Below are 22,610 nucleotides of genomic sequence, written 5' to 3'. Positions count from 1 at the left end.
TTAGCGTCGGGCAGTGAAAAGAATCCCCTGCCTTTAGGCGTGGGGAGAGAGTCAAGAAATGAAGTACAAAGCGTTTTGTATCGATCGATACGGTTTGTGGGCTACATCCCCACTATTCAGTAGGGTCTAAGCTTATACTGCAATCTACTGGGAAGAAACCCGTGAACTTCAACGACTACGATCCAGGCGATTTTTACGATGAACTGTTTATCCAACAGGGGCAACCGCGTCCAGAAGCCATTCCCCTGATTGAGCGCTTAAACGCTCTGGGAATGGAAGAAGTATTACGGCGACAGAAAGCGGCTCAAATAGCCTTGTTCAAAATGGGAGTCACCTTCAATGTCTATAGTGACAGCCAGGGAACTGAGCGCATCCTGCCGTTTGACATTATTCCCAGAATTGTGTCGGCGGATGATTGGACAATCCTGGAAAAAGGATTGAAACAGCGGATTTATGCCCTCAATAAGTTTTTGGCGGACGTTTACTCTGACCAAAAAATCCTCAAAGACAGCGTCATTCCGGCAGAAATTGTTTATTCGGCCAGTGGTTTTCTGAAGCCCTGTATGGGATTGCAACCACCGCAGGGTATCTGGTGCCATATTACGGGAACCGATCTGGTGCGCGATCGCAACGGGCAGTGGTATGTGCTGGAAGATAACCTCCGCTGTCCCTCTGGAGTATCCTATGTGCTGGAAAATCGGCGGGTGATGAAGAGTACCTTCCCCATGGTATTCGATACTATGAAAATCCAGACCGTGGAAGAATATCCCAGTCAGTTATTGGAAACCCTGCTGAACCTTGCTCCCGATCACCTGAGCGATCCGACCGTCGTTGTCCTTACTCCCGGAATTTATAACTCTGCTTATTTCGAGCATTCCTTCCTGGCACAGCAGATGGGTGTGCAATTGGTGGAAGGGCGCGATCTGGTGGTTGCCGATGGCTATCTGCAAATGAGAACCACTAAAGGTTTACAACGGGTGGATGTGATTTATCGCCGGATTGACGATGATTTTATTGACCCCAAAGCCTTCCGGCCTGACTCCATGCTGGGCGTACCAGGATTAATGGAAGTCTACCGGACGGGTAAAGTGGCGATCGCCAATGCTTTAGGAACCGGAGTCGCCGATGACAAGGTAATCTACTCCTACGTCCCCGACATGATTCGCTACTACCTGGGCGAGGAAGCCATTATCCCCAACGTTCCCACCTTCCTGTGCTGGGAACCACATCAGCAGAGCCATGTCCTAGCCAATCTCGACAAACTGGTTGTCAAATCTGCCGGAGAGTCAGGAGGGTATGGGATGTTAGTCGGCCCCCATGCCACCCCCGAACAACGGGAAGAATTTGCCGAAAAGATCAAAGCCTTCCCCCGCAACTACATCGCCCAACCCACTCTCTGCCTGTCGCGAGTTCCCGCGATCATTGACGATCAATTCGAAGGCTGCCATGTTGATCTACGCCCCTACATCCTCTATGGCAAAAATATTTTCGTTAATCCCGGTGGCCTCACCCGTGTTGCCCTGCGTCGTGGCTCTCTGGTTGTGAACTCTTCTCAGGGAGGCGGCAGTAAAGATACGTGGGTGGTTTGTAAAGAATAGGGATCAGGGATTGGGGCTTCGGGAAACTCACAACTCTTAACTCTCAACTTTTAACTCTCAACTTTTAACTCTCAACTCAAAACTTAAAACTGAGAACTCAAAACTCATCTATGCTAAGTCGTGTTGCTGATTCAATTTACTGGTTAACTCGATATGTCGAACGGGCTGAGAATGTGGCCCGATTTGTGGAAGTTAACCTGAACCTGTTGCTGGATTCGTCTTCCGCTACAACACAATGGGAACCGATCGTGCTAACGACAGGAGATTTGCCGCTGTTTCGCGATCGCTACGGGGAAGCCACAGCAGAAAATGTGATTCGCTTTCTCACCTTTGATGCGGATTATCCTAACTCCATCCTGTCCTGTTTACGAATTGCCAGGGAGAATGCTCGCTCCGTCCGGGATGTCATCTCCTCGGAAATGTGGCAGCAGGTCAACTCCTTCTATCTGATGGTGATGGATGTGGCGCAATCTGGGCATCTGTCCGATCTGACGACTATTCTCAAGTTTTTTGAGGAAGTGAAACTGCACAGCCATTTGTTTGCTGGAGTGATGGATGCGACGATGACCCATAACGAAGGCTGGCACTTCGGGCAAATTGGTCGCTTGATCGAACGGGCGGATAAAACAGCCCGGATTCTGGATGTGAAGTACTATATTTTGCTACCCTCCCCCAAAGACGTGGGATCTACGCTGGATGAATTGCAGTGGATGGCATTGCTAAAATCAGCCAGTGCTTATGAAATGTATCGTAAGCAGGGGGCACACCGAATTTCCCCGATGGCCGTGGCTGAATTCTTGATCCTGGATAGGGAATTTCCTCGATCGGTGCGCTCCTGTATTATGCGGGCTGAGCGATCGCTCCACCATATCACTGGTACTCCTGTTGGCAACTGGCGCATCCCGGTTGAACGCTCCCTGGGTCGGCTGCGATCGGATTTGGATTACATCACCATCGAGGAAATCATTCAACAGGGATTACATGAGTTTCTGGATGATTTGCAAAGTCGGATGAACGAAGTCGGCGACAAGATTTTTACAACCTTTTTCTCTTTGGAAACAGTCGCTTAGAACCGTGAACTTAATAACTCAGAATTCTTACGCAGGATGCGTTCGCAAGGGAACCAGAAGTAGGCTGGGCAAAACAAAGTGTGCCCATTCAGATAAAGCACAATCATGTAATGGGCACGGCATTGCTCTTTGCCCATGCTACGGTTTTTCGCTAATTTGCAGGAGGTCTCGTGAGAATGTGCTTTGCCTGAGCATCCTAACGATTTTTCGAGGTTTCGTAATGTTCGTAGGCGGAGACGATGCGCTGGACGAGGGGATGGCGCACAACATCAGCCTTCGTGAGATGGCAAAAAGCAATGCCTTCAACAGACTGCAGAATTTTTTCGGCCACTGCCAGACCAGAAGCTTGATTGGCAGGCAGGTCAGTTTGGGTGAGGTCGCCTGTAACCACCATGCGCGATTGGAACCCTAGCCGGGTAAGAATCATCTTCATTTGCGCCGGGGTTGTGTTTTGAGCCTCATCCAGAATGATGAAGGCATTATTCAGAGTGCGCCCTCTCATATAAGCGATCGGCGCCACTTCGATTACCCCCCGTTCCATGAGATTGGGAATTTTTTCTGGGTCGATAAACTCAAATAGGGCATCGTAGAGCGGTCGCAGATAAGGGTTCACCTTTTGCTGTAAATCCCCTGGCAAAAAACCCAATTTTTCACCCGCTTCTACGGCAGGGCGAGTGAGAATCAAGCGTTCAAACTGATTGGCCAGTAAAGCTTGTACTCCCAGAACAGCAGCCAAAAAAGTCTTACCTGTTCCGGCTGGGCCAATGCAGAATGTGAGATCCTGAGTGCGAACGGCTTGAACATATTGCCGTTGTCGGAAGGTCTTGGCGCGAATCTCTTCTCCCCGGCGAGTGCGAGCCAGGACATCCTTTTGCAAGTCTTGAAGTTCTTCCTGGCGACGGGTATCGATCGCCTGTCGCGCCGTCAGAATATCCACACCTGTAATCGCCTTTCCCTGGCTCCAATAATCTGCCAGGGATTGAATCAGCCGCTGACTGAGATCAACCTGAGTATCAGTACCGGAGATCAGTAGCTCTTGTCCCCGTAAGACCAGCTTTGCCCCTGTTTGCTGGGACAACACTTTCAGGTTGCCTTCTCGTTCACCCGCTAGAGCGATCGCACTGTCAATGCTGGGTAATTGAATCGTTAAAGACTCTAGCATGCCAACCGCTTTGCCTCCTAACGGCGAGGTCGGGGCGCTCCCCTGGAAGGCCCGGAACGACGGGGAGATGGTTTTTCTCCGGATCCCCGATCAACACCATTGCCGTTGGCTATCGGTGGCCCTCCAAAAATATCAAAATGAATGGAGTAGCCAGATAGTCCAGCGATCGCTTCCAGCACTGTCCGAATCGCCTGGATATTGCGACCACCGCGACCAAATACCCGGCTCTTATCTGCATTTTCAAAAGCAATTCGCACCCAAATTTTTGGCCTGGTCTGGGAAACCTCGCAATCTAACCGCAACACATCGGTGGATTCCAAAAACGGTTTCACCAGAAAGCGAATCAGCGCTTCATAGTCTGGGGGAGCAGTTTGGGAAACAGGAGGAGCAACGGGATCAGGCATTGAGTTGTTCAAACACGTTAGCTTTTTGCAGGATGCTACGCACTGTATCAGTGGGTTGTGCGCCTTCTTTCAATCGCTTCACGATCGCAGGCACATCCAACCGTACTTCATCGGATCTGGGATTGTAGAAACCCAGTTCTTCCAGGGGGCGGCCATCCCGGCGAGAATTACTGTTCATCGCTACAATTCTGTAGCTGACTTCGCGTTTTTTACCAAATCGCTTCAATCGCAGTTTGATCATGCTGTTGTACGGGTTTTCCTGCTAAATAGGTAAGATACCCCAAGGGGCAATCAGAAACATTATCCAAATTCATGGATTATTCATCATATCACGAAGCAGGGAAGATCCAGTAACCTCTTTGCAGACCATTAAAGGGAACCAAATCCCTTTTTCTTTTTGTCCTTCTTCTTTTTCTTCGCGGGTGCGCCACTGCCAGGATAACCCCGCCAACCCGGTTGGGGACGACCGCCATAGGGATTGCCCATACCTTCCATTCCTGGCATTCCCATTCCTGGAAAACGGCCCTGGCCCAACATTTGCATCATGTTTCGCATCTGCTGGAATTTGCTCACCAGTTCACTGACATCGCTTTCCCGGTAGCCCGATCCTTTGGCAATGCGGCGACGGCGGCTGGGAGAACTGGCTAACAAATCCGGATTCTTTCGTTCTTCCAGGGTCATGGAGCCAATCATGGCTTCCGCTCGCTTAAGTTCAGTTTCGCCCTTTTGCAGTTGATCGGCACTGAGTTTGTTCATCCCTGGAATCAGCTTCATAATGCCGCCCAGGGAACCCATATTTTTCAGCAAACGGGTCTGTTTCAAGAAATCAGTGAAGTCGAACTTGGCCGAGAGGATTTTCTCCTGCATCTTTTCAGCTTCGGCAAAATCTACTTCTTCGCGGGCTTTTTCCACCAGGGTCAGCACATCCCCCATGCCCAGAATTCGGGAAGCCATGCGATCGGGATAGAAGGGTTGCAGCGCTTCTACCTTTTCACCCGTCCCAATAAATTTAATCGGCTGGCCAGAAATTTGCCGCACCGATAACGCTGCTCCACCACGAGTGTCCCCATCCATCTTGGTGAGAATCGCCCCGGTAATGCCAATCTCGTCATGGAAGGTGCGCGTCAAATTGGCGGCTTCCTGACCCGTCATCGCATCCACCACTAACAAAACTTCGTGGGGTTGAACCGCGTCTTTGATTTGAGCCAGTTCTGCCATCATATCTTCATCGATCTGCAGCCGACCAGCCGTGTCAATGATGACGGTATTAATACCTTCAGCTTTGGCTCTCTCAACTCCCTGACGCGCGATCTCAACCGGATTGGCATCACTGCCCATCTCAAACACCGGGACATCGATCTGTTTACCCAGGGTGATCAGCTGGTCGATCGCCGCAGGGCGATATACGTCTGTGGCCACTAACATAGTGCTGCGGTTTTCTTTCCGCAAATGTAAGGCCAATTTCGCACTAGCTGTGGTTTTCCCGGTTCCCTGTAAGCCCGCCATCAGGACGATCGTGGGAGCAGTTTCTGCTTCTGCCAGGGGAGCATTGGTTTCCCCCATCACCTGAACCAATTCGTTGTAGACAATTTCAATAAATTGCTGGTCAGGGCGAACTCCCGCAATGACTTCTGCACCCTGGGCATTGGCCTCTACCTGCGCCACAAAATCTTTGACAACCTGGAGGTTTACATCTGCTTCCAGTAAGGCCCGACGCACTTCTCGTACTGCATCTTTAATATTGGACTCCGAAATTTTGTCCTGACCCCGAAGCTTTTTCCAGGCGGATTCCAGACGTTCAGAGAGCGCTTCAAACATAGGTTATGCTCGTTCTTTGCCGTTAATTCAACCTCACCAAAGTCCAGAACTGTTGTTTCCCCTACAGGAAAAAATCGATTTCTAGCTGGACTTGGCTTAATACTCATTTACCAGATTAACGCTTGCAGGGACGATACCGTTCGGGATTTTGAATTTTACATGTGGCAGGAGATGTGACCCTGGCTCCTGAAGTTAAATGGTAAAAGAGTCAAGGAACACTAATACGAAATCGTCACTCGCTGTAAGTCCTATGCATACGTCTGAATCAGCCCCTTTGGCGGAATGTCACGATTGCCCCACAGCCGTTTCAAGGTTGTCGATAGACCAGAGTATCGCAGTATTCAGAGCGATTTACAAACCCTCGCGGCTCAATGTTCTGATCGAGCCACGGCTGAAACTCTTCAACTGTGGATGGAGCAATTGAGTTGGGTGCAAGCGTTTCATGAATCTAGCCAGATGCTGGTGGCCGCGATCGAACCAGGCAGTTTAAAAGTTCAGTATGCCAATCATGCCTTTTGTCGGCTGTTGGGGATTGAAGCTGGCAATTTGATGCATCCGACTGAACAAGGAGAGGATTTAAAGACCCTGCTATCGCGCTTACTTTCGGAAGCTAATTTCCTGGCCCTCCAGCAATTGTATCGACGGCATTTATTGCATTTAATTTTGCGTCAGTTTTACTCCCTCAATGTAAGCCGATTTCGGCTTCTGGAAGTTCCAGCTATGGTGACTCTTCCTAGTTCCCTAGCCGCCCCTCGTTACATCAAGTTCTGGTTGCGATCTGACCAACTGAACCTTCGTCGGATTAATAGTGAACTGGATGAGTTTGCTGACCTGAAACTGATGCAAAGGTCAGTGCAAGACCTGGAAGCCAGGCTCACGGATCCGGAGCAACTGAAGCAACTAGAGCAGCAGATTTGTTTGAACAATTACCAGATTCAGGGACAGTTGTTGCTGGAAGGACTGGATGTTACAGCGTGGGAACTGATCCGCCAGACTACCCAGTTGCTGATCGATCGCAACTCCATTCTCCGTCCTCAAAAATTCTGCCAGGTCAACCAGCAGTTACAATCCCTATTCCGCGCCCAAAATAGCTTCATCTTAACGATTGAAGGAGATCAGTTCCGGGTTTTCACCTTGTCTTCATCCTGCCTGGAAACCCACACTTACCCTATTACAACGCTCCAAGCCACTTGCTTGATGTCCTCGCTGCAAACTAATCAGGTAACCATTGTTTCTGATTTAGAGGCGAGCCAGAGAACAGAATTAGAACATCAGCTATGGCCGCAGGAGACACGATCGCTCCTGTTAATTCCATTAAGTTGTCCGGTGCCAATCACTGGAACCTCAGATTCCTTACCGTCCGACCTGACCCAAACCCTGGGATTGGTAGGAGTACTCAGCGATTGCCCCCATCACTTTGATGGTCTGGATTGTTCCCATGCGGAACAACTAATTCCGGCTCTGACTCGCGCCCTCACCTCCGCTCAACAGCAATTGGTGCAACAGCGTTTTATTACCAACATCCACCCCGCTGTGGAATGGCGGTTTTTGCAAGAAGCCGAGCGGCGCAGCCTGGGACTGCCCGCTGAACCGATCGTCTTTGACCGCGTTTACCCTCTATATGGAATTTCCGATATTCGCGGATCCTCAGAGGCACGCAACCGGGCAATTCAGGCAGACCTCCTGCAACAACTGCGCCTGGGACTGGCAGTAGTCGAAGCTGCCTGTCAGGGGAAAAAGAGTGCTTTAGCAGAACAAATTCGGCTAGACCTGTTGGAACGAATTCGCCGTTTGCAGGAAAAAATTACAGTTGAGGCTGAAGTTACCGAAACCCGTTACCTGAAAAACCATTTAGAAGTTTACTTTGATTATTTTGCTCAGTGTGGTGAGCAAGCAGTCGCGACGATCGCCGCCTACCAGCACGCCTGTGACAACGAACAGCAATGCTTTTATCAGGCACGGGCGGACTACGATCGCACCATTGGGCAAATCAATGCTCGCCTCAAAGAAACCTGGGAAGACTGGCAGCGGCGGATGCAAGAAATCACGCCCCATTACTGCGATGTCGAAGCTACAGATGGAATTGACCACATGATTTATGCGGGCCAATCCATTGATCTCAATTTCAGTAAATTTCGACTTCGCAGCCTACGCTATGAACAACTCCGGGCCATGTGCGCCTGTGCCCGTACTGCGCTCCAGCTTCAGCAGGAGTATGACACGACCCTGCAGGTGACCCATCTGGTTCTGGTGCAAGATTGCACTGTAGACATCTTCCATGATGAGACGACAGAAAAACTGTTTGATGTGCGGGGTACTCGCGATACCCGGTATGAAATTGTCAAAAAGCGAATTGATAAAGCGAGAGATGAAAAAACTCAAGCCCGCATCACTCAACCAGAAATGCTGACATTAGTGTATTCAACCTATGAGGAGTTAGAAGAGTATCGGCAGTACCTGCATTACCTGATGCGAGAAGGTTTAGTTGATAGCGAGATCGAACAGGGCACTGTAGAAGCCCTACAGGGAGTAACCGGATTGAAGTTCATGCGCGTCCGAGTTCTGCCAGATAGTTGACTCGGGGGCACAGGGGCATAGCATTCGCGGTTCGACCCTGGTAGAAGACGAAAATCTTACCCGAATGCTATGCCCGTATAGGGGTAATTTCTTGGGGCTAGCCTAAGCCTAACCAGGACAGCAGGCCCTGACCAGAGAAATACTCGATCGCTAGCGCTAGAGCAAAGCCAATCATGGCGGCACGACCATTCAGGCGTTCTGCGTATTCATTAAAACCAAACTTGGGTTCATTCAGCTTGGGGGTAACGGCGGGTTGCTGTTGAGTCATGAGATAAACCTCTTCGTGGGGTACTAAACAACGGGTTGAATAAACGTCAGGCGATCGCCTAACGTGTAACCTGAAAGCAACGATCTGTCACATTTCTTTACTTTCCTCTCTATTGTAGGAAGATTAAGCATTTCGTCAATGTTCTAAGAATTAAGAGTTTTCTCAAGCCAGTCAAAGAACTTTCAATACCCTTCTCATCTCCCCCATCTTTTTCCCTACTCCCTCACCCCACTCCCCTTATTTCCTCACATACGGCATTCCCCCTGTATAGTACGGAAATCTCCCTTCTAATTCCTGCTTTGGGGCACGCCCAACAGCGGTCAGAAGGGATAAATTAAAGGGTAAGAGATGTTTATAACTCTTAACAAAGGGTTAATACGCTCTCGGAAAAAGGGTCGAACCTGTAGAGTAGTATCGTCACACCTATAGGATTACACCTGTTAAAACGGTTTGGGTTAAAAGGTGTTTTATGCACAAAAAACTGACTTCCTACATCAAACCGCTGCTTAAGTCTCTGGTGGCGATCGCCCTGGCGTTGGGTCTAACCCTGGGTCATGCCAATGACGCTTTAGCAGCCGCGGGTGGCGGTCGAATTGGTGGCGGTTCCTTCCGGGCACCTGCCCCTCGTAGCTATTCTGCTCCCCGCACCTATGCCCCTCCCGGTGGTGGCTATTATCCCGGTGGCGGATACTACCCAGGTGGTGGCTTCGGATTTCCCTTTCTGGTACCGACCTTCTTCTTTGGAGGCGGTGGACTGTTTACGTTACTGATTTTCTTTGCGATCGCTACCTTCCTGTTCCAGAGCTTCCGCCGCATTGCTGGGGGAGACAGCCTGGACTATGACACTTCCGTCAACCCACAGGTTAGTGTGGAGCGGCTGCAAGTTGGCTTATTGGCCGGAGCACGGGAACTGCAAGAGGATCTGAATAAGCTGGCGTTAAAAGCTGACACCAGCTCTAGTGAAGGGTTAACGGAGGTACTGCAAGAAACCACCCTGGCTCTGCTGCGCCACCCCGAATATTGGACTCATGCCAGTGCCAGTGTTCATCAAGCCCGGTTAACCACCGCTGAAGCTGACTTTAATCGGTTGCTGCTAGCAGAACGCAGTAAATTCAGCCGGGAAACCCTCTCTAATGTGAATAACCAACTCAGACAAGCTCCCATAGATGCTTTGCTGGTTGGACAGGATGAAGAGGGTGACTTAGCTGCCAATGCTGAAGGCCCAGGAGAATACATTGTCGTGACAATTCTGGCTGCGGCTCAAGGCGAGTTGAAACTGCCCACGATTAATTCTGCAGAAGACCTGCGGCAAGCCTTAAGCAAACTGGGTAGTGTATCTAGCGATCGATTGCTGGCTCTGGAAGTTCTGTGGACTCCTCAATCTGAAAATGAAGTTCTTACCAAAGAGGATCTCCTCGTTGAATATCCTGGCCTGAGAATGATTTAAGCCTTGTCCAAAATCTAGAACTGGAGTTTTTCTGATTGTAAAACGACCATTCTCTCGCTGAACTTGGTTTAGCTCTAAACAGACTAATAGTTGAGCAAAAAAGGGGGCCGAGCCCCCTTTTGTCTTGGAAAATCACCTTGGCGACTGAAGTCGCGGCTATCCGAAGAAAGCCTGCCGACGCCGGTTACTGAAAACCTTGATTGTATTGGGCCTGCGCCAGCAAACTTTGTTAGCGTAGTCGCAGCTTTAACCGCCAGACACTGTTCCGTACACAATTGCTCATTGAGTTATTTACTTCAACTGCCCCGATCGCAGCACACTAACAATCAGCCAGAGTCCTAAAAAACTAGCGGAGAAGAACAGGGTGATGCTGACCCAGAATAGGCTGGATGTGCGATCGTTCGTCAAAATAAATGCAGCACCCATGATCATGGAACCGACGACAATACTGAAAGACAGTCGGTTAGCCGAATCATCCAGGCTACGACGTAAACCTTCCAGTTCTCGCAAACTGAGTTTCCATTGCAAGCTCTCTGAAGTCACACGCTCAAGCAACAATTCAATCTGGCGAGGAGATTGTAGGCCCAGGCTTTTCAGATCCAGTGCTGTTCTTAACAAAGCAGGCAGGGGAGCCTCACCGAGCAATTGCCGCTGAAACAGATCAGTCATTAAGGGCTTGATCTGATTTGGTAGATTGAACTCTGGATCCAGTGTGCGAGCTACTCCCTCCAGGTTAGCCAAAGTCTTGGCATACAGTCCCATATTTCCGGGAACTCGCAGGCCATTTTCTCGCGCCCGTTGCAGCACTTCATAAAACAATTGGCTGAAGTTGATCTGCGACAGACTGAGGCTATAGTACCGTCTTAACAGGCGATCGTACTCCGCTTCTAACCGGGCTAAATTAACGGGCTGTATGGATTCAGCTAACTGCAGAGTGAGTTGGGCACAGCGTTGTGCATCCAGGTTCACCATCGCCAACAGCATTTCCGTCAACACCTGCTGCGTCCGGGGATCCAGTCGGCCAATCATGCCGCAATCTAGTAAAGCGATTCGTCCGTCTTTGAGATAAAACAGGTTGCCAGGATGGGGATCAGCATGGAAGAAGCCATCGATATAAATCTGCTGAAAAAAAGCACGGATCAACAGGCTAACAATTGCCTGTTTTTCGGCCTTAACCCCAGTTCCTGCATCCCCCCCAGTAAAGTTGGCGGTTAACAGGGGTTCCCCATCCAGCCACTCCATCACCAGCAACTTTTCAGTTGTCAGATCCCAATAAATTTCGGGAATTACCAGCCGATCGGGTTTAAACCAGCGGCTTCCGGCTAGATTGCGTCGTAATTGATCTGTAGCTTCCGCTTCCCGAGAAAAGTCCAGTTCTCCCCGCAAAGCACCAGCAAACTCATTAGCCAGGGACTTTAAATCGTAGTACTGCCCTACCCGCGTTAGAGAAACTACATCTGCCAGACTGGTAATCAGGGAAATATCCTGTTCGATCGTGATTTCAATGCCCGGTCGCTGTACTTTCAGAGCCACTTCCCGACCATCAATCAAAGTTGCACGATGGGTTTGGGCGATCGATCCGGCAGCCACCGGTTGAGGATTGATCACTTTGAAAACGTCCTCCAGAGGACTATGAATTTGTTGCCGGATTACCACTTCTACTTCTTCCCAGGGGACAGGAGGTACCTCTGCCTGCAGTGCCGTGAGTTCGTTGATGTATTCAGCAGGGAGTAAATCCGGACGAGTGCTGAGTAACTGTCCCAACTTCACATACACTGGCCCCAGATCAATCAGAATGTTACGAAGCACGGCAGGAGGCGGCAATTTCGGTTCTTCTGCTTTCGCTCCACTCAACAGCCGTCGCATATAGCCCCACCCATTCCGGAGTACAACTTCGGCAATCTCTCGTTGGCGGGAACTGGTTTGAACAATGCGAAGAAACATGAGTTTAGGTTTAGAAAAATTAGGGAACTTTACCAGCTAACACCTAAACACTAGCAGTTAACGCTCCTTACGGGTTGGGGTTTGACTTTTTTACCCGATGACTCTGGCAGAATGGCCTGCCGTTATAGTAGCCGTAAAACTTCTAGTCGGGAAAACATGATTGGTGTTCAGTGCGGCTTATTTGAGTATTACGTCGATCAACTCTCGCAAGGAATGCAAGTCTGTCTGAATCAGATTGATAACCATCAACCCTCAATAGTGCAACAGATAGCCCAGCAATTTCAGGTGCGGGCGTTCTTGATGACGCCCCTGATCTACCAGGCCGAGTATCTAGGAGGAGTTTGTTTACAGCAGTGCGATCGCGATCGGGTATGGACTGAGGATGAAGTGGCGATGGTCAAGGCGGTAGCCGATCAGTGTGCGATCGCCCTTTACAATGCTCAAAGTTATGAACGGCTAGAAGCGATCGTGCATCAACGGACTCAGGATCTGGAACGAGAGAAACACTTGTCGGATGCAGCAAATCGGGCCAAAAGCGAATTTCTGGCCAATATGAGCCATGAACTGCGAACTCCTTTAACCAGTATTCTGGGATTTTCCAGTGTTTTGCTACAGCAGGTTCTTGGCCCTTTGAATGAAAAACAGGAACAATATCTCAAAAGTATTCATGCCAGCGGAGAACACTTACTGGAATTGATTAACGACCTGTTAGACCTGTCCAAAATTGAAGCAGGCCGAGAAGACTTGCAACTGGAACTGATCCAGATTCCAGAACTTTGTCGATCCAGCGTGGAATTTATTCGAGAACACGCAGAAAATAAGGGATTGCAGGTTTCTATCAACCTGTCTCCTGAGGTGGATACCTGTATCGGCGATCGGCGACGGCTCAGACAAATCCTGGTAAATCTATTGTCAAATGCCGTCAAATTTACTGAATCTGGTGCGATCGCTTTATCTGTTCAGCATGCAAACCAGCATGTGCAGTTCATCGTTAGTGATACTGGAATTGGCATTGCTGAAACCGATCTCAGCCTGCTCTTTCAGCCCTTTCAACAACTTGAAAGCGGACTCGATAGAAAATATGAAGGAACAGGGTTAGGACTGGCACTTGCACAAAAACTGGCACAACTCCATGAGGGAACGATCACCGTTACCTCTGAATTAGGAAAAGGCAGTTGTTTTACCCTTTCCTTACCTCATTCTTTAGCGAAGTCAGAACAAGTAACTGGTTCTCTAAGGTCAAGCTGAAGCAACTTCCCCTTCCGTTTCTTCACTCGGAGCCTCAAACTTGTATCCAACCCCACGCACAGTTTGAATTAGAGCTGGCTGACTGGTGTCAATTTCAATCTTCTTGCGAATCTGGCCAATATGAACATCAACCACCCGTTGATCACCTACATATTCGTAGTCCCACACTTCCTGGATCAACTCCGCCCGCCGCCAGACTCGGCCTGGGTTCTTGGCCAGAAAATATAACAGGTCGAACTCTAATGCCGTCAGGGGAATTAATTCTCCATTCAGCTTCACCTCTCGCCGGACTGGATCAATCACCAGCTTTTCAAACGTCAGGCATTGTTGTTCACCTGTTGTGACGGTGCGTTGCCGTTTGAGAATCGCCTGAACCCGGACTCCCAATTCCACCAAACTAAACGGCTTGGTAATATAGTCATCGGCTCCCTGGCTAAATCCGCGAATTTTGTCCGCTTCATCCGTCCGGCTTGTTAGCATCAATACAAAAACCCCAGTGCGACCTTGCATCTCTTGACAGAGGTTGTAACCGTTAGCATCTGGCAAATTAACATCCAAGATCACCAGATCGGGATTAAATTGCTCAAACATTGACATCGCACTCTTACCATCTTCAGCAGCCTCCATCTGGTAGTTCTGCCGGGTGAGAAAGCGAAAAATTAGGTTACGAATTGCAGGATCATCGTCAACTACGAGAATCTTGGCAGGTGCCATGGCCATAACCTTACATTTTTGAGGGCGAATAAAGTTTAGGTTTGGAGAAAAATCAGGTTGGCAACAGACATGAGCAATGGCCTAGCCCTAAGCCTGTGGTCTAGATGTGCATCACACATTCTAAGCCAATTGATGATGGCAAACTGAATTTAAATACGCTCACAACCGCTCAGAAGCAAAGCATTTGGCCTTGTCAGCTAAATCTAATTCGTCCTGATGTGCAAACTAGATAGTACATCCGCTAGTATGCCCTAGCTTTTTACAAGGTGCTCTAAACATTTCGGATTTTCCGGAAAAAGAGCAAGGGAAACACACTTTCTTAGTCAACATCTTCGCAAAGGAGAGATGAACACCAAATCCTCTGTGATGCTCAGAAGCCGTATTTGCCCCCTGATGATGTAAATCTCATCTATTGAATCATGCTTTAGGAGATTTTGACGAATTTCTGTAAATTACTTATGAACTTCAATCAGTGGCACGATCGACGCCATCCCTTTTGAAGATCCTCATTGGTAACTGTTATTGTTTTTCAGATAGGCTCTAATGTAAGGGGAGAGAAGGTGGAGTAACAGTATGAGTGAGCAAAACCCATACGACCAGCTTGGGGTTACAAAAGACTCAAGCTTTGATGAAATTCAGGCGGCTCGCAATCGCTTATGCGCCGAATTTAACGGTGACGCTGAGCAGGTTAAGAAAATTGAGGCCGCCTATGATGCGGTGCTGATGGATCGACTGCGAATGCGGCAAGAGGGCAAGATTAAAGTGCCAGAGGGAATTCGCTTTCCGGAACGAGTGGTTGAGCCATCTCCCAGCCCTGTTCAGATCGCAACCAGTCGCTCTCCACAATGGCTACAGCGATTGATCGATACCCCATCTCGCATGGATATTTTGCTGCCAGCGGGAATTTTTGTAGGATTAGCAGCTTTGGTCATCTTTGTACCCACGGCTGTACAGTTTAGCCTGATTGTAGGGGTTGGCTTAGCGTTCTATTTTCTCTACCGTAAGGAGCAAAAGCTAGGACGGGCTGTTCTCCTGGGGTTTGCGGGGTTGATCGTAGGTTTATTACTGGGTGGAGGATTGTTTAATTTACTGGAAAGCACTTGGGTCAGTACCCACATAACCATCGACACCTTTGCCAGTGCGGTGACATTCCTTGCTCTCTGGTTAATTAGCAGCTTTCTGCGCTAAATCAAAACTTCCCTGTGCTTTACATCTCTTCAACTGATTCCCTATGATACTCACGGCTAATAGGTTTGCTCAGATGACCATTTGTTGGTAGCTTTAGGGTTACTTTCATAACCGTTTGAGAACAGTAGTGGCAGGTCTACAAAATCATGGGAACGTCGATGAAGGGGTTAGATGCAACTCAGGTTGAGCAGTTGAGGCAAATCGTGGAGTATTTGTCTTATCAGCGTGAGCAAAAGAGCATCTCGCTGGAGAAAATAGCCAGCCAGACCTATATCCCTTTGAGGCTGCTGCAGGCGCTAGATTCGTTTAAACTTGAGCAACTTCCCGAACCTGTCTACATTCGTGGCTTCATCCGGCGTTATGCCGATACTTTAGGGTTAGATGGCATAGAAATTGCCGATGCTTTTCCGATTGAACCTGCTGTTCCACCTCCAACAGAGACTGATGAGCTTGGTGAGCTAGGTCAAGAAGCCCAACCGGCAAGTTACGGGCCTGCTAAATCCGCTACAAGGCCAGAATCACCCATGTTCTCTTCCCGCCCGTTGCTGCTAGCTGGGGTAGGAGCTGCAGTGCTAATTGGGGCGATCGCGCTGGGTATCTTCAGTGCCTTGAGACGACCTGCTACTCCTCCCCCTCCAATAGCCGCTTCTCAATCAGAGATCCCCGCAGCAACAGCTAAAAAACCTGCCCCCTCTAGTTCCAGTTCCTCAACTGAGACAGGAACCAGAACAACTGGCTTGGCAAAGGCCGAGGTTAGCCTGACTGATAGATCCTGGTTGCAGGTGATAGCCGATGGTAAAACGGCTTTTGAAGGCACTTTAGATCAGGGGGAACAACGAACCTGGCAGGCTCGGAAAGAACTGGTGATTACAGCAGGGAATGCTGGAGCCGTAGTTCTATCTTGCAATCAAGGGGATGCCACACCTCTGGGGAACGTTTGGGAAGTCGTTGAGATAACCTGCCCACCTGCTCAGAACACTAGCCAGACTGACACCCAAGACAAACTGGACTTGACGATCTCCGAATCCTTGTCTAACGTGAACCACAACATTTAAGGTGTGGGCCATGTTTCAGTTTTTCACGAAGACAAATTACCTACTGCGAGAAACCTTGCTGGGACTGCGACGGGGCGGATGGATGAATTGGGCGGCGGTCAGTACAGTAGCCGTATTACTCTTACTGTTTGGCATTAGTTTACAAGCCTCCTGGCAACTGGAGGGGTTGCTGCAACAGTTTGGTAGCCAGTTGGAAGTCTCAGTTTATCTTAGTACCGGGTTTCAGGCGAATGATTTGAAACCGATCGTGGCAGCAATGCCAGAAGTCGAAACCGTACAGGCCATTCCCAAAGAGGAAGCATGGGCTAATTTAGTGCAGGAATTGGGGCTATCTGAGATTAATGGAGCGACCAGGCAGTTAGAGGGCAATCCTCTGGTCGATGAGTTGAAAGTGAAAGCCCGATCTTCGGCAGGCGTTCCCGTTTTAGCAGAAAAACTGTCCCGAATTAAGGGGGTAGAAGATGTTCAGTACGTGGATGAAGCCGTTCAACGAGTCGCTCAACTTAATCGAGGCTTAAGCTGGATCAGTCTGCTGGTGATTGGACTACTGACCGCTACAGCGATCGCCGTGATTACCACCACCATTCGATTAATTGTCCTGGCCCGTCGCCGAGAAATTGAAGTGATGCAGTTGGTGGGAGCCAAAACAACCTGGATTTACTTACCCTTTATTCTGCAAGGAGTTTTTTTTGGATTAGCTGGGTCTGCGATCGCCTGGGCTTTCCTGCTGAGCTTACAGCAGTTTCTCAATCATCTCCTGGCCCAGCAGCCAGAATTCTTTCAGTTTCTTGCCAATGGGCTGCAACTGAATTCACTGCAGTTGTTTTTGCTACCTTTCATTTTGCTGACTTTTGGCAGTTCTGTCGGGGTTCTGGGCAGTCTATTTGCTGTCCGGCGGATTGCTCTCCGCTAAAACTGCTCACCGTTAAAACTACTCACTGTTGCGATGAGCAGATGCTGATTCAAAGTGCCAGTCACTAAGCAGTTCCACCACCCCATAAACCCAGAAGTTATCCCGCTTCCACTCCATCTACTATCCACCACTCACCCTCCACTCCACCTGATGCCCCTCAAGCCCTACAAGCTGGTTCCTATCCAGGAATGCGGTGAACCTCTGGTTGCAATTCCCTCTGATCCTTTTACCTTTATCCATCCCCATCCCTATGAAAGACTGGGGGCACCTTACGACGATAAATCTCCGTTCTACGTTAGACAGGGGGTGCTAGAGCGGTTGTTAAATGCTCAGTCTCAGCTACAGAAATCGCATCCGGGCTGGAAGATTCAAATTTTTGATGCTTACCGTCCATTGGCTGTGCAGCAATTTATGGTGGATCACACTTTTGCTGAGGTACTGCAACAAAAGAGATTAACAGAATCGGAATTAACAGAGCTAGAACGAGCCGCAATTCTGGAACTGGTCTATGAGTTTTGGGCATTACCCGATCCGGATCCCGCCAAACCACCTCCTCACAGTACAGGTGGAGCCGTGGATATCACCCTGGTAGACGCAACGGCACAGGTGGTGGATATGGGCTCACCGATTGACGAGTTATCACCTCGATCCTATCCCAATCATTTTGCTACCAGTAAAAATGCGCCAGAGCAGACCTATCATGCTCATCGAGAGTTATTAAATTGGGTAATGACTCAGGCGGGATTTCAACGACATCCAGGAGAGTGGTGGCATTTTTGCTATGGCGATCAGATGTGGGCCTGGTTGATGAATCAAGCTGATTCGACGTTTGCAGCGATCGCCTGTTACGGTCGCGTTGCCTGATCCATCAACACAGAATCTGGATGAACCTGTCTGTCTGCTTATTCTTCGATCTTGACGGACAGAATCCGATCTCCCTGACGAATTGTATTCACGACATTCATGTCAACGGTTTTGCCAAATACGGTATGCACTCCATCCAGGTGCCGCTGGGGAGAATGGCAGATGAAAAACTGGCTGCCTCCGGTATCTTTACCTGCATGGGCCATCGATAGGCTACCCGTTTCATGTTTATTGGCATTAATTTCGCACTTAATCCGATAACCAGGGCCGCCTGTACCAGGTATTCCAGATGCTCCCTCGCGAGTGTTGGGACATCCCCCTTGAATCATAAAGTTGGGAATCACTCGATGAAAGGCAAGGCCATCATAGAAGCCACTTTTTGCCAGTTCAACAAAATTCTTCACCGTATTGGGGGCATCCTGGTCAAACAGATCTAGATGGATCGTGCCCTTGTTAGTTTCCATAATGGCGCGAGTCATAACTACTCCTTGGAATCTTGAATTGGTTGTGTGCCCCGAAAGACTCCTTGATCCTACCAGGGTTAAATCCGGGGCGAGTCACGATCGCGCTCAAGAGTTCCCCACAATTTCAATCAATTTTATGGCTATATGGTAGTATAAAAATCAGGAGTAAGTGGCTAGCAGTTCCAATGAACCTGTCTTTCCTGATTCCTTTGACAATCTCCTTGATAGCGGCGTTCGTGCGATTACGCACGCAGGAAGAAATGACTGCCATTTTGTCTACGATCGTGGCGATCGGAGGCTTGCTCATCAGCTTTGTTTTAGCTCCCTGGATAGTACAAATCCTCATCTTGCTGGGTAGCCTGGGAGCCATGCGTTACTACTGCTATCGGCATTCCTGTCAGAACCGTCCCCGAACTCGGTAAGGCGCCACTCTACCGGACTACCTACGAAGACGGCTATTGCTGAGTTTCAGGGGTTGCAGTCCTGATTCCGTAACTTGAATGGGTTGGAAAGATTGAGCCACTTGTAAACCAGCCGATTTAATTGCCGTTTTGGGCTGTTGAGGGCTGAGTCGCCGTAAGCTGGCTACATTCACAACCCCTAGCATCGATTCTGCGATCGTTAGATGAGCCAGAGGTTTGCTAGTCGCTACCCGGAGTTGAGGAGGTTTAGCGGGTGTGGCCATCCAGGAATTAGCCGCCACCGATTCAACTGGTTTTTCGGTCAGGGAGGGTACGGGCTGGAAGGAAATAGCTTGTGGGGCTTCTGGTAGACCGGGCAGGGAAAGGAAGGCCGTCTGATCTGCCAATAAATTATCTACAAGGGGTGAAATCAGCCAACCAAACTCAGGAATGGCCGGAGGGAGGAGCGTAAAGGGGACTCGCACAGGGGCATGTTCATCCGCGAAAGAAGACAGCAGAGTGGAAGGAGACAACAGGCTGGAGAGAAGCGTACTACCCCCACTAAAATCCTCAAAATCAACACTGGGAGCATTCAAATCCAGTAGCCCTGATGCTGACAGATTAACCAGTTGCCCATTGAAGGCGAAGGGTTTAGGGGAAAGATTCTGGGCCAGCGCGATCGCCTGATGCAAAGCTGCCGCAGGATCCAGTGCGACCCATCCCTGATCTGTAAGCTGATGCACCTCAAAATGGAGATGCGGTCCAGTCGAATTTCCGGTGCTGCCCACCTGACCCAGCAGTTGTCCTTGCTTCAGGGTATCGCCAGCCTTCACAAACACCTGAGACATGTGAGCATAGAGCGTTTGCTGGTTGTTATGCCGCAAAATCACCGTCAGGCCGTAACCATCCATATAGCCCGCAGCCTCTACCACACCAGCCATAGCGGCAACAACCGGACTACCATAAGGCGCTCCAAAATCAGTACCTCGATGGAAACGAGGAGAACCATCAATAGGATGAATCCGCCAACCAAAGACCGAGGTAATGGGAGCGATAACTCCTAAAGGAAAGACCAACTTAAAGTTTCCTTTGCCCATTAATTTGCCAAACGGGAAGGAAACCCCGATCGGCATAGAGGGTAAAATTGCCTGAGTTGAGTATCCTCCGGCAGGGGCAGCATAACCAGCAGCAACCCCTGACCTATCTAATCCAACATCAGCTTGCAGACGAGCAGGCGCTCCCTTAGCTACCGTAGCTTTTCCTTTCTTGGCCTGAGCTTCAGCCATTCTTTTCAACAGCTTGGCTCGGACATCTGCAGGTAAGGTAATAAATTTTGTTGCCAGTTGTGCCTGCTCGATATCGCCCGCCTCTAAATATTTCGCAGCTTCTGTAGCGGCCTGTTGCTGCTGTTGTTCTTTTTGTTTGGCTTGAGCTTGATTTGTCAGTTTAATTAACGCTTGCTCAATCTCCTGCCGTCGCTGAGCTTTAGCTGCTTCGGGTGAGGAGCTAGATCCGGCTTCCGAAGTGGTGGGTTGACTGGGAGGAGTTGGCTCAGGCGCTGGACTGGATGTAGGGCTAGATGCCGGAGTTGTGCTGGGAGCTTCTACGGGGGCTGCATTGGAGAGAGGTTTCACAGGCAGATTCGGGGGCAGCAACTCCACGCTCAATCGGGGCGGGTGAAGGAGCCGCTTGAGGAGCCGCGATCGCTGCAGGCTGCACCTGAATATGGGCGGCGGGTTGGGGAGGAGCGGGCTGCTCAGTAAACAACGGAGGAACCTCCTAAGGACAACACAGTGATCTAACGTTAGGGGGATGCAATCAGGATTGAAATTGAACGGCAAACGTTTACAGAATACCCCGTTACGTCCCACCAATCCGCTCAGTTTTTGGCAAGAAATTGCAAAAGCACGGAAAAGTGTATGAGGAATAGGTGAAGTTCGGGCCAATTCCAGAGGAAGTATCTAACGGGTCTCAAGCCAATGCCCCAACAGATACCGCAAATATACGGTTGTTTACCCCTTCTATAAAACTTGTGGTTCAGTCATCAGTACCTGTGCGCTCGCCACCGTTTCCACTACCATTAATGGTAAAATTTACTATAATTAAGATGGCGCATTTTCCTCTAATTCGCTATGACAACCCAAACGCTACTGCCAATTCCCCAGCATTTCGATCCGCAGCGGGTGGGAGAAGTGTGGCGAGTTCCCTATCAGGAGAGAGCCGCAGAAGCTGCTGCCTGGGCTAAACGATATGGCATGCAACCGGCCGCGGGCGATCACAGACGAACTTGTTTGTTAGCCGTAGATGTGCAAAATACCTTTTGTATTCCAGGCTTTGAACTGTTCGTGGGTGGCCAGTCGGGAATGGGAGCGGTAGAAGATAACATTCGCCTGTGCCAGTTCATCTACCGTAATTTAGGCTCAATTACCGAAATTGTGCCGACCCTGGATACTCACACAGCGATGCAGATTTTTCATCCCATCTTTTGGGTGGATCAAAACGGTGAGCATCCTGTTCCCGCCGCCACCATGATTCATCTGGAAGACGTTGAACAGGGTCGTTGGCAAGTGAATCCAGCGATCGCGGCCAGTCTCATGCAGGGCGACTATCCAGCTTTACAGCGCTATACCTTGCACTACACACGCAAACTGACTGAGGCAGGCAAGTATCCACTGACCATCTGGCCCTACCATTCGATGTTAGGCGGCATTGGGCATGCGCTGGTGTCGGCAGTAGAGGAAGCCATCTTTTTTCACTGCATCGCTCGCAGTAGCCAGCCCCGCTTTGAACTGAAAGGGAATAATCTTCTGACCGAAAACTATTCTGTGTTACGGCCTGAAGTTCTGGAAGACAGTCAGGGACGGGCGATCGCTCAGAAAAATTCAGCCTTAATTGATCGATTACTGGCCTTTGATGCCGTAATTGTGGCAGGTCAGGCCAAGAGTCATTGTGTGGCATGGACGATCGCTGATCTGCTCACCGAAATTCAAGCGGTGGATCCCTCCCTGGCTGAAAAAGTGTACTTGCTAGAAGATTGCACCTCTCCCGTCGTGGTTCCTGGTGTCGTGGACTTTACCAGTCAGGCGGATGCAGCTTTCCAGGGGTTTGCTGAGGCCGGGATGCATCGTGTTCAATCTACCGAGGCGATCGCTGACTGGCAGAGTCTTAGCCAGAGCGTAACTAAAGACAAATAACCATAACCAATACAAAGGGCAGCGCTTAGTCCTGCTCAAACACCTTTCCCAGAGCCAGGGGTGGCGTGCTGTGAACCGCCTGGGACATAAACCGACTGAGTGCTGGAGGAAGCAGCTTAAAGAGTCGCTCCAACCATTCGCTGGAAGTGAGTACCAGAAATAAAATCATTAATACAAAAGGCGCGACCGTAAAGACCTGGGTAGGAACATCAGGAATAGAACTTTGAGCAACACTGGCCAGCGACTGCAAAATTCCAAATAAATAGCAACTTAAAGCCACT

General features: G+C 49.6%; 21 protein-coding genes and 1 pseudogene. 11 read left to right on the top strand and 11 right to left on the bottom strand.

Annotated features, from left to right (window positions below):
- Positions 1-161: 161 nt before the first annotated feature.
- Positions 162-1,598, top strand: a complete 1,437-nt coding sequence (locus ACUVQO_RS10695; RefSeq protein ID WP_445925864.1) for a circularly permuted type 2 ATP-grasp protein — start codon at positions 162-164, stop codon at positions 1,596-1,598.
- A 110-nt stretch (positions 1,599-1,708) separates the two neighbouring features.
- A complete protein-coding gene (locus ACUVQO_RS10690) occupies positions 1,709-2,668 on the top strand; it encodes an alpha-E domain-containing protein (RefSeq protein WP_445925863.1) in 960 nt (319 codons plus the stop codon).
- Between the two features lie 196 nt (positions 2,669-2,864).
- On the opposite strand, the gene ACUVQO_RS10685 is transcribed toward ACUVQO_RS10690, so the two are convergent.
- From ACUVQO_RS10685 to ffh, 4 genes are all read right to left on the bottom strand, one after another.
- Positions 2,865-3,830: a PhoH family protein gene (locus tag ACUVQO_RS10685; protein WP_445925862.1), complete on the bottom strand. Its 966-nt coding sequence runs from the start codon at positions 3,828-3,830 to the stop codon at positions 2,865-2,867.
- Between the two features lie 17 nt (positions 3,831-3,847).
- Positions 3,848-4,234 (bottom strand): KH domain-containing protein, encoded by a 387-nt coding sequence (locus tag ACUVQO_RS10680; protein WP_445925861.1) that lies wholly within the window; start codon positions 4,232-4,234, stop codon positions 3,848-3,850.
- A complete protein-coding gene (rpsP, locus tag ACUVQO_RS10675) occupies positions 4,227-4,475 on the bottom strand; it encodes a 30S ribosomal protein S16 (protein WP_233747805.1) in 249 nt (82 codons plus the stop codon). Before rpsP ends, ACUVQO_RS10680 begins: the two co-directional genes overlap by 8 nt.
- A 128-nt stretch (positions 4,476-4,603) precedes the next feature.
- Complete coding sequence (gene ffh / locus ACUVQO_RS10670) at positions 4,604-6,052, bottom strand: signal recognition particle protein (RefSeq protein WP_445925860.1); 1,449 nt, start codon at positions 6,050-6,052, stop codon at positions 4,604-4,606.
- A gap of 282 nt (positions 6,053-6,334) precedes the next feature.
- Here ffh and ACUVQO_RS10665 point away from each other — a divergent pair, with 282 nt between their 5' ends.
- On the top strand, positions 6,335-8,629 hold the full coding sequence (locus ACUVQO_RS10665) for a PAS domain-containing protein (RefSeq protein WP_445925859.1): 2,295 nt from the start codon (positions 6,335-6,337) through the stop codon (positions 8,627-8,629).
- A gap of 97 nt (positions 8,630-8,726) precedes the next feature.
- On the opposite strand, the gene ACUVQO_RS10660 is transcribed toward ACUVQO_RS10665, so the two are convergent.
- On the bottom strand, positions 8,727-8,897 hold the full coding sequence (locus ACUVQO_RS10660; RefSeq protein WP_233747802.1) for a hypothetical protein: 171 nt from the start codon (positions 8,895-8,897) through the stop codon (positions 8,727-8,729).
- A 469-nt stretch (positions 8,898-9,366) separates the two neighbouring features.
- Between ACUVQO_RS10660 and ACUVQO_RS10655 the strand changes: the two genes are divergently transcribed.
- Positions 9,367-10,344 (top strand): DUF1517 domain-containing protein, encoded by a 978-nt coding sequence (locus ACUVQO_RS10655; protein WP_445925858.1) that lies wholly within the window; start codon positions 9,367-9,369, stop codon positions 10,342-10,344.
- A 291-nt stretch (positions 10,345-10,635) separates the two neighbouring features.
- On the opposite strand, the gene ACUVQO_RS10650 is transcribed toward ACUVQO_RS10655, so the two are convergent.
- Entirely contained in the window at positions 10,636-12,288 is a 1,653-nt protein-coding gene (locus ACUVQO_RS10650; protein ID WP_445925857.1) for an ABC1 kinase family protein, read from the bottom strand.
- Positions 12,289-12,369: 81 nt separating this feature from the next.
- Here ACUVQO_RS10650 and ACUVQO_RS10645 point away from each other — a divergent pair, with 81 nt between their 5' ends.
- Positions 12,370-13,536, top strand: a complete 1,167-nt coding sequence (locus ACUVQO_RS10645; RefSeq protein ID WP_445925856.1) for a sensor histidine kinase — start codon at positions 12,370-12,372, stop codon at positions 13,534-13,536.
- On the opposite strand, the gene ACUVQO_RS10640 is transcribed toward ACUVQO_RS10645, so the two are convergent.
- Positions 13,528-14,250 (bottom strand): response regulator transcription factor, encoded by a 723-nt coding sequence (locus ACUVQO_RS10640; protein WP_445925855.1) that lies wholly within the window; start codon positions 14,248-14,250, stop codon positions 13,528-13,530. The genes ACUVQO_RS10645 and ACUVQO_RS10640 overlap by 9 nt on opposite strands.
- A gap of 573 nt (positions 14,251-14,823) precedes the next feature.
- On the opposite strand from ACUVQO_RS10640, the gene ACUVQO_RS10635 reads away from it, so the two are divergent.
- The 4 genes from ACUVQO_RS10635 to ACUVQO_RS10620 all read left to right on the top strand — a co-directional run bounded on the left by ACUVQO_RS10635 (position 14,824) and on the right by ACUVQO_RS10620 (position 18,270).
- Entirely contained in the window at positions 14,824-15,438 is a 615-nt protein-coding gene (locus tag ACUVQO_RS10635) for a CPP1-like family protein (RefSeq protein ID WP_445925854.1), read from the top strand.
- A 158-nt stretch (positions 15,439-15,596) separates the two neighbouring features.
- Entirely contained in the window at positions 15,597-16,493 is an 897-nt protein-coding gene (locus ACUVQO_RS10630) for a helix-turn-helix domain-containing protein (RefSeq protein WP_445925853.1), read from the top strand.
- A 10-nt stretch (positions 16,494-16,503) separates the two neighbouring features.
- Positions 16,504-17,406: a cell division protein FtsX gene (locus ACUVQO_RS10625; RefSeq protein ID WP_445925852.1), complete on the top strand. Its 903-nt coding sequence runs from the start codon at positions 16,504-16,506 to the stop codon at positions 17,404-17,406.
- A gap of 150 nt (positions 17,407-17,556) precedes the next feature.
- Entirely contained in the window at positions 17,557-18,270 is a 714-nt protein-coding gene (locus ACUVQO_RS10620; RefSeq protein ID WP_445925851.1) for a M15 family metallopeptidase, read from the top strand.
- A 38-nt stretch (positions 18,271-18,308) separates the two neighbouring features.
- Here ACUVQO_RS10620 and ACUVQO_RS10615 read toward each other — a convergent pair whose 3' ends face one another.
- Positions 18,309-18,749, bottom strand: coding sequence for a peptidylprolyl isomerase (locus ACUVQO_RS10615; RefSeq protein WP_445925850.1), 441 nt, complete (start codon positions 18,747-18,749; stop codon positions 18,309-18,311).
- A gap of 194 nt (positions 18,750-18,943) precedes the next feature.
- On the opposite strand from ACUVQO_RS10615, the gene ACUVQO_RS10610 reads away from it, so the two are divergent.
- Entirely contained in the window at positions 18,944-19,156 is a 213-nt protein-coding gene (locus tag ACUVQO_RS10610; protein ID WP_445925849.1) for a hypothetical protein, read from the top strand.
- Between the two features lie 17 nt (positions 19,157-19,173).
- Here the strand turns inward: ACUVQO_RS10610 and ACUVQO_RS10605 are convergent, their stop codons facing one another.
- Together ACUVQO_RS10605 and ACUVQO_RS10600 are read right to left on the bottom strand one after the other, a co-directional pair.
- Complete coding sequence (locus ACUVQO_RS10605) at positions 19,174-20,769, bottom strand: peptidoglycan DD-metalloendopeptidase family protein (protein WP_445925848.1); 1,596 nt, start codon at positions 20,767-20,769, stop codon at positions 19,174-19,176.
- Positions 20,711-20,902 (bottom strand): hypothetical protein, encoded by a 192-nt coding sequence (locus ACUVQO_RS10600; RefSeq protein ID WP_445925847.1) that lies wholly within the window; start codon positions 20,900-20,902, stop codon positions 20,711-20,713. The genes ACUVQO_RS10605 and ACUVQO_RS10600 overlap by 59 nt, the downstream gene beginning before the upstream one ends.
- A gap of 365 nt (positions 20,903-21,267) precedes the next feature.
- Here ACUVQO_RS10600 and ACUVQO_RS10595 point away from each other — a divergent pair, with 365 nt between their 5' ends.
- Positions 21,268-22,329 (top strand): isochorismatase, encoded by a 1,062-nt coding sequence (locus tag ACUVQO_RS10595; protein ID WP_445925846.1) that lies wholly within the window; start codon positions 21,268-21,270, stop codon positions 22,327-22,329.
- Positions 22,330-22,354: 25 nt separating this feature from the next.
- On the opposite strand, the pseudogene ACUVQO_RS10590 reads toward ACUVQO_RS10595, so the two are convergent.
- A pseudogene (locus ACUVQO_RS10590) lies at positions 22,355-22,610 on the bottom strand (ABC transporter permease); the annotation flags it as partial.

Source organism: Leptodesmis sp. (genome assembly GCF_052746595.1).
The sequence above is the reverse complement of the archived record's forward strand: the minus strand, read 5'-3'. Positions and strand labels throughout refer to the sequence as shown.

Coding starts and splice junctions, on each gene's coding strand:
- ACUVQO_RS10635 (WP_445925854.1), top strand. CDS start 14,824: ATGAGTGAGCAAAACCCATACGACCAGCTTGGGGTTACAAAAGACTCA.
- ACUVQO_RS10690 (WP_445925863.1), top strand. CDS start 1,709: ATGCTAAGTCGTGTTGCTGATTCAATTTACTGGTTAACTCGATATGTC.
- ACUVQO_RS10665 (WP_445925859.1), top strand. CDS start 6,335: ATGTCACGATTGCCCCACAGCCGTTTCAAGGTTGTCGATAGACCAGAG.
- ACUVQO_RS10685 (WP_445925862.1), bottom strand. CDS start 3,830: ATGCTAGAGTCTTTAACGATTCAATTACCCAGCATTGACAGTGCGATC.
- ACUVQO_RS10595 (WP_445925846.1), top strand. CDS start 21,268: ATGACAACCCAAACGCTACTGCCAATTCCCCAGCATTTCGATCCGCAG.
- ACUVQO_RS10680 (WP_445925861.1), bottom strand. CDS start 4,234: ATGCCTGATCCCGTTGCTCCTCCTGTTTCCCAAACTGCTCCCCCAGAC.
- ACUVQO_RS10660 (WP_233747802.1), bottom strand. CDS start 8,897: ATGACTCAACAGCAACCCGCCGTTACCCCCAAGCTGAATGAACCCAAG.
- rpsP (WP_233747805.1), bottom strand. CDS start 4,475: ATGATCAAACTGCGATTGAAGCGATTTGGTAAAAAACGCGAAGTCAGC.
- ffh (WP_445925860.1), bottom strand. CDS start 6,052: ATGTTTGAAGCGCTCTCTGAACGTCTGGAATCCGCCTGGAAAAAGCTT.
- ACUVQO_RS10630 (WP_445925853.1), top strand. CDS start 15,597: ATGAAGGGGTTAGATGCAACTCAGGTTGAGCAGTTGAGGCAAATCGTG.
- ACUVQO_RS10625 (WP_445925852.1), top strand. CDS start 16,504: ATGTTTCAGTTTTTCACGAAGACAAATTACCTACTGCGAGAAACCTTG.
- ACUVQO_RS10615 (WP_445925850.1), bottom strand. CDS start 18,749: ATGACTCGCGCCATTATGGAAACTAACAAGGGCACGATCCATCTAGAT.
- ACUVQO_RS10640 (WP_445925855.1), bottom strand. CDS start 14,250: ATGGCACCTGCCAAGATTCTCGTAGTTGACGATGATCCTGCAATTCGT.
- ACUVQO_RS10620 (WP_445925851.1), top strand. CDS start 17,557: ATGCCCCTCAAGCCCTACAAGCTGGTTCCTATCCAGGAATGCGGTGAA.
- ACUVQO_RS10655 (WP_445925858.1), top strand. CDS start 9,367: ATGCACAAAAAACTGACTTCCTACATCAAACCGCTGCTTAAGTCTCTG.
- ACUVQO_RS10650 (WP_445925857.1), bottom strand. CDS start 12,288: ATGTTTCTTCGCATTGTTCAAACCAGTTCCCGCCAACGAGAGATTGCC.